The organism is Proteus sp. G4380 (assembly GCF_963885725.1).
Lineage (GTDB): Bacteria > Pseudomonadota > Gammaproteobacteria > Enterobacterales > Enterobacteriaceae > Proteus > Proteus mirabilis.
In genome coordinates this window covers 1-4,994 of record NZ_CAWPAV010000080.1, presented here as the reverse complement: position 1 = coordinate 4,994, position 4,994 = coordinate 1, and the positions used below count along the sequence as shown (strand labels likewise).

At 34.1% G+C, this 4,994-nt stretch carries 4 protein-coding genes and 1 tRNA gene; 2 read left to right on the top strand and 3 right to left on the bottom strand.

The features are described 5' to 3' along the window. Positions 1–1,916 precede the first annotated feature (1,916 nt). From AACU98_RS06620 to cspE, 3 genes are all read right to left on the bottom strand, one after another. Positions 1,917–2,615 carry an MgtC family protein gene (locus AACU98_RS06620; protein WP_004248352.1) on the bottom strand — a complete coding sequence of 233 codons (699 nt, stop codon included), beginning with the start codon at positions 2,613–2,615 and terminating at the stop codon, positions 1,917–1,919. A 364-nt stretch (positions 2,616–2,979) separates the two neighbouring features. Beyond that, positions 2,980–3,174, bottom strand: coding sequence for a protein DsrB (gene dsrB / locus AACU98_RS06615; protein ID WP_004243572.1), 195 nt, complete (start codon positions 3,172–3,174; stop codon positions 2,980–2,982). Between the two features lie 108 nt (positions 3,175–3,282). Continuing rightward, positions 3,283–3,495, bottom strand: coding sequence for a transcription antiterminator/RNA stability regulator CspE (gene cspE / locus AACU98_RS06610; RefSeq protein ID WP_004243573.1), 213 nt, complete (start codon positions 3,493–3,495; stop codon positions 3,283–3,285). A 455-nt stretch (positions 3,496–3,950) separates the two neighbouring features. Between cspE and AACU98_RS06605 the strand changes: the two genes are divergently transcribed. Next, positions 3,951–4,457 carry a YlaC family protein gene (locus AACU98_RS06605; protein ID WP_004243574.1) on the top strand — a complete coding sequence of 169 codons (507 nt, stop codon included), beginning with the start codon at positions 3,951–3,953 and terminating at the stop codon, positions 4,455–4,457. Positions 4,458–4,622: 165 nt separating this feature from the next. Continuing rightward, a tRNA-Asn gene (locus AACU98_RS06600) sits at positions 4,623–4,698 on the top strand. The last annotated feature ends 296 nt before the right edge of the window (positions 4,699–4,994 follow it).

Genomic DNA, 4,994 nt, shown 5'->3' with positions numbered 1-4,994 from the left:
AGCAAAAAAGTTTTACCGATCTCTTCTTTCAAAATGATTGAGACATAGAAAATTTAGAATGGAAATTCCAACTTACTCATTTGCAATTTGATCAATCCCTATCCTGCTTTAACGCTCACCACCTAAATATTAACATTTGTATAAATCATTTATCCAATGTCAATATTAACAACTATTTTTGATCAAAATAACCTCTTATTGCCTACTCAATCATCATCATTAATAAACTGTAAAATAGCAAATGTTACTTTTTTTATATATGACAGATAAGATAGCTTACTTTACGACCAAAAATAATACGTTTTTTATTTTTATTTGTCTTTTTTTTAAGCATGTTTTCCGATGGTTTGAGAAGAGTAGCCTTAGCCATTTCTTAGCGCTAATCAGCTAATATCAATGCTTAACAAAAGAGAAGATGGGTTCTTCTAAGAAAGGTATTGATAAAAAGACTGCTTTTTTAAACAAAAAAGCAAACTTATTTTTATCATTTTTATTTATTGTGATATTGATTATCATCAACATTACTCAAATAAAGAGTAGAATTGGTGGGAAATAACTTTTTGACAGACAACACACAATAAGCAGATTGATATAACAAATTTATTCAAAATAGTTATTTATCACTATTTTTTATCATAAAAACAAATAACCTCAGTTACGCAACTCATTACTCAACGATCTCATTTTTATGTAACAAATAAGATAAAAATATTGTTAGCCATCTTTCTGTCACCATCAACTATAATTATTTACGTAACAACGCCCAATAACATGAGCAATAGTTTAGAAGTCGATTAGCTTTTTATCGACCATGTTCTTTTTGATTCTCGCTAACCTTTAGTATTTTCTTTCCCCGTACTTTTACTTAATCTTTTTAATCATTTTTGTATCATGATATAATACGAAAATAAGCCTCTAATTATTTCTAATAGAAATTACAATGGTGCATTTATTTCGTTATTCGATGATTTTTTTCTTCTATAAGTCAGACTCATCTTCTTGATAAAGATATAAATAATGTAATATTGAAATAGATATTTTATACAATAAATAGATTAGTATGTTTTTTCAACCAGTATAATAAGATTACTTATTGGTAGCATTTCCCCTACAGCTTGTTTACAAAAAAGAATTTATATCCTAATGATATGTATCAACAATCAACACTTCCCCCCATTCATCAGCTTTACTGTAGCCCCCTGCTGTGTCATCTACACAACTTTTCTCCTCCCCTGACTTGCTTTAAGTGCACTTTTATCAAAAATATTTCTCAAAAAGCAGTAGGTTAACGATCGTCAAATAAAGAATAATGATAAATAATTCATCGAATATATTGAAATTGTTTGAGAATATCATCGAGTGATATGTACGACACCAAAGTTTTCAATAGAGGCATGTAAGTAAATGCATCTTGTCTTAAGCCCTTTAGTAACGATTTTGTGTGCTAGGACAATTAATAGACTCATCAAATGGGTTTTTAGTAGGAAAGCCTACCCGCCTACTCGGCTTAACATAATTTTAAAATGCGTTTTTTGATTTAAAATAAGTTTCCATTGATAAATGGTTTTTTATTATAGATAACTTTATTCTTTCATCTAAACAAAGATTGATGATACATGTTATCGATCTTATTCAGCTATAAACATAGTTTCACAATGAATAATTACACATATGAAATAGGTTACCTTTAACCACCAGTATTAATACTTAGTTAATTTTCTATTATTTATAATGCTAAACTGTATTAAATAGCGTTTAAAATAAGCTAAATTCCCTCGTTTTCAGTTATTGTTTTATATTCTACTTTTGTTGATATTATCCCCACTATTCTTATAAAACACATTAACAAGCTCTATTGCTGTGGGGATAACCTCTATTTATACTCACAAAGTATTATATTTTATATCCATAAAGTATTAAGCAGGATGCTCAGAAGCAATTTTCCAATTAATTGCACTGACACTTTTTTCTAAACTTATCCTGCAAACAATGGCTTCTATCTCTTTTTGCTCAGCTGGGGTAGCCAACACTTCAGCACAAACTTCTAATTGACTAGGCATTGGTGTATCTGCGCTACTTAATGATTGCAATCTCACGTGTAAACCGTTTATGGCTTGCAAAATAAGTGTTCTTACCAAAACTTCATCGTGGGTATCACAAACAATACGAATAGAATAGCGTTGTTCAATATCTGTCGCTTGATATTGCGGTTGGGCATTTATTCGTTGAGCCGCTTCCCGTAATAGAATATTGGCACAAAGAATAAGCAATGTCGCTACGGTAGCAAGTGGATAGAGTCCAAGTCCACATAACACACCAATGCCCGCAGAGCACCAAAGTGTCGCCGCGGTATTAAGACCTCGAATATTCATTCCTTCGCGCATAATCACCCCTGCGCCTAAAAAACCAATACCAGAAACCACTTGTGCAGCAATCCGTCCTGGGCTATCGGGTGAAGTTTCAATGGAGCTTAAGATAAATACCGCAGCACCGGTCGCCACTAAAGCATTGGTGCGAAGTCCTGCCATTCTTTGACGCCATTGTCTTTCGGCACCAATCAAAGCACCAAGACACATTGCAACAACCAAATTTAAGATATAAGGAGTCATAGCCATTTTAATTTCCTCCATAAACAATGGCTAAAAAAACACGCCGTTATACGGCTAATGAAGTAATACAACAACGGATCTTTGGCTACAGCAATCTAGGAGGAGGAAATAAGGAGAAAAAAACATAGCACATAAAATCACCTCTTAGTAATAAGAGCATCTCAAGGTTAGTGCGATTCTATGTAAAACGAGGTTCAAGAAGTGCACTGCCCACCGGTAGGTAAGCAGTTTTAGCGGAGAAAACGGCTTACCAATTTATTTTTTGCATTAATTTACTACTTTGCGTATCCATCTGTTTTCTCTTCGTCAAAATTTGGCTGGTAGTATAAATAGACCATTGCACAATGTAAATGAACGCTTCCTAAACCAATCATTTTTGTTGTACTGGTCGAACAAAAGTGCCTTCACCACCTTCTTTTTCATTAAAAAACCAAATACCATTCGGATATTCAGGCAGTGAAACCAAGTACATAATGCCTTCATTAAATTCTTCAATCAGTAAAATGGTTCCTTGACGATCTTCACAGCCATCCGTTTTTACTACAACATGATCATTAACGTTCATTTTTACTCCTGATAAAAATTCTCATTATCTTCTTTTTATTTTACCCATAAAGAAAAAGCCTGCCACCAGAAGGTGACAGGCTTGAAGAAAATTTTTAAAAGGCTTTTATTACAGAGCTGTTACGTTAGCAGCTGCTGGACCTTTTGCACCGTTTTCAATTGTGAATTCTACGTTCTGACCTTCAGCCAGAGTTTTGAAACCGTTACCTTGAATGGCAGAAAAGTGAACGAATACGTCTTTGCTTCCGTCTGCTGGAGTAATAAAACCAAAGCCTTTAGACTCGTTGAACCACTTAACTTGACCTTTCATTTTGTCAGACATGTGACTTTCCTATATATCAATAAAACGTTGCCTTCTCGGCATCTACTGGCCTGAACTACCTATAACTTATGGGCACACATGAAGAAAACGGTCAAAAAGCGATGCTGTTTAAAACTCATTAACTTAGAATGTCAATCATAAATCAGGTCTGTATTTAGGCCTTACTCATTAACGCATGAGACAGGGTTAATAGCAATAGTTTTATGCATTGAAAGATTAAAAAAATGCAAATTGCACATAAAAAATACAAATTCGCCTCTATTTTTGTCACTGTGTATAAAATTTATTTGATATTTTATAGCAATTATTAACAGCAAGTAGGAATAGTCTTAAGAGACTAACAATAACAGTTAAGCGTCGAATTTAAAAAAACTGTTCTATCTGCTGATCCTGTCTCCATGATAATCTATTCTTAAGAAACAAATTTGCAACATTCATCTTTTAAGGTATTTACAATGAATGTATTAAAAGACATTTTAGAGCGTGATTTAGCACGTATTAATGCCGCAGAAAAGCGTGATGGCAAACCACACTTTAATAGCCAATTTTTAAAAAATCATATTTGGCTTTGCGTCAGTATGGTGTTGTCATATTTATTACTGGCCGCTTTGCTTATTTACTCTCCTTACTTTGGGGTCATTTCGCTGACTCTTTTCACTTTGATGTTTATTGTGATGGCAGGAATACTGCTATTTGATATCAAACCTATTTATAAGTTTGATGATATCGGCGTTCTTGACCTTAGAGTTTGCTATAACGGCGAATGGTATACTTTTGAAAAATTATCTGATGAAGCGATTAATGAGATACGCCAGCACCCGGCTATCCCAGCGCAAATAAAAGAAGACATCAATGACATTATACGCACAAAACAAGAGATACACTTTTATGACGTGTATTTAATCGCATTCGATCCCATCACCAAACCGATTTCGTCAGAAAAATTATCACCCCAAGTCTAATACTATGAGAAATTCTCCGTGTTATTGCACACAACACGGAGAACCTTAACCATTTTTTAGCCATATTGTCCATAAACCAATCAAACAGTTAATTAATCTATTTTTTAACGTTGACACCCTGATATATCATCGCTATTATGCGCCTCGTTCTCAAGAGAACACAATTCCTCCATAGTTCAGTCGGTAGAACGGCGGACTGTTAATCCGTATGTCACTGGTTCGAGTCCAGTTGGAGGAGCCAAATTTAGAAGAGCCCGCTTTATGCGGGCTTTTTGCTTTTCTAAATAAACTAGTCCCTACTAGCCTTTCATGCTCATCAGCGATATCTATATATAACTATTTATTTTTTATACTTTTTTATCAAAAAAACAACAAAACGGTGCACTCTTGAGCAAACAAACATTTTTTTTGTTTTTTTGCTTTACAAGGGAAAAGAGGATAGCTATTATTCGCCTCGTTCTCACGAGAACACGCTTCCTCCATAGTTCAGTCGGTAGAACGGCGGACTGTTAATCCGTATGTCACTGGTTCGAGTCC

Coding starts and splice junctions, on each gene's coding strand:
- AACU98_RS06620 (WP_004248352.1), bottom strand. CDS start 2,615: ATGGCTATGACTCCTTATATCTTAAATTTGGTTGTTGCAATGTGTCTT.
- dsrB (WP_004243572.1), bottom strand. CDS start 3,174: ATGAACGTTAATGATCATGTTGTAGTAAAAACGGATGGCTGTGAAGAT.
- cspE (WP_004243573.1), bottom strand. CDS start 3,495: ATGTCTGACAAAATGAAAGGTCAAGTTAAGTGGTTCAACGAGTCTAAA.
- AACU98_RS06605 (WP_004243574.1), top strand. CDS start 3,951: ATGAATGTATTAAAAGACATTTTAGAGCGTGATTTAGCACGTATTAAT.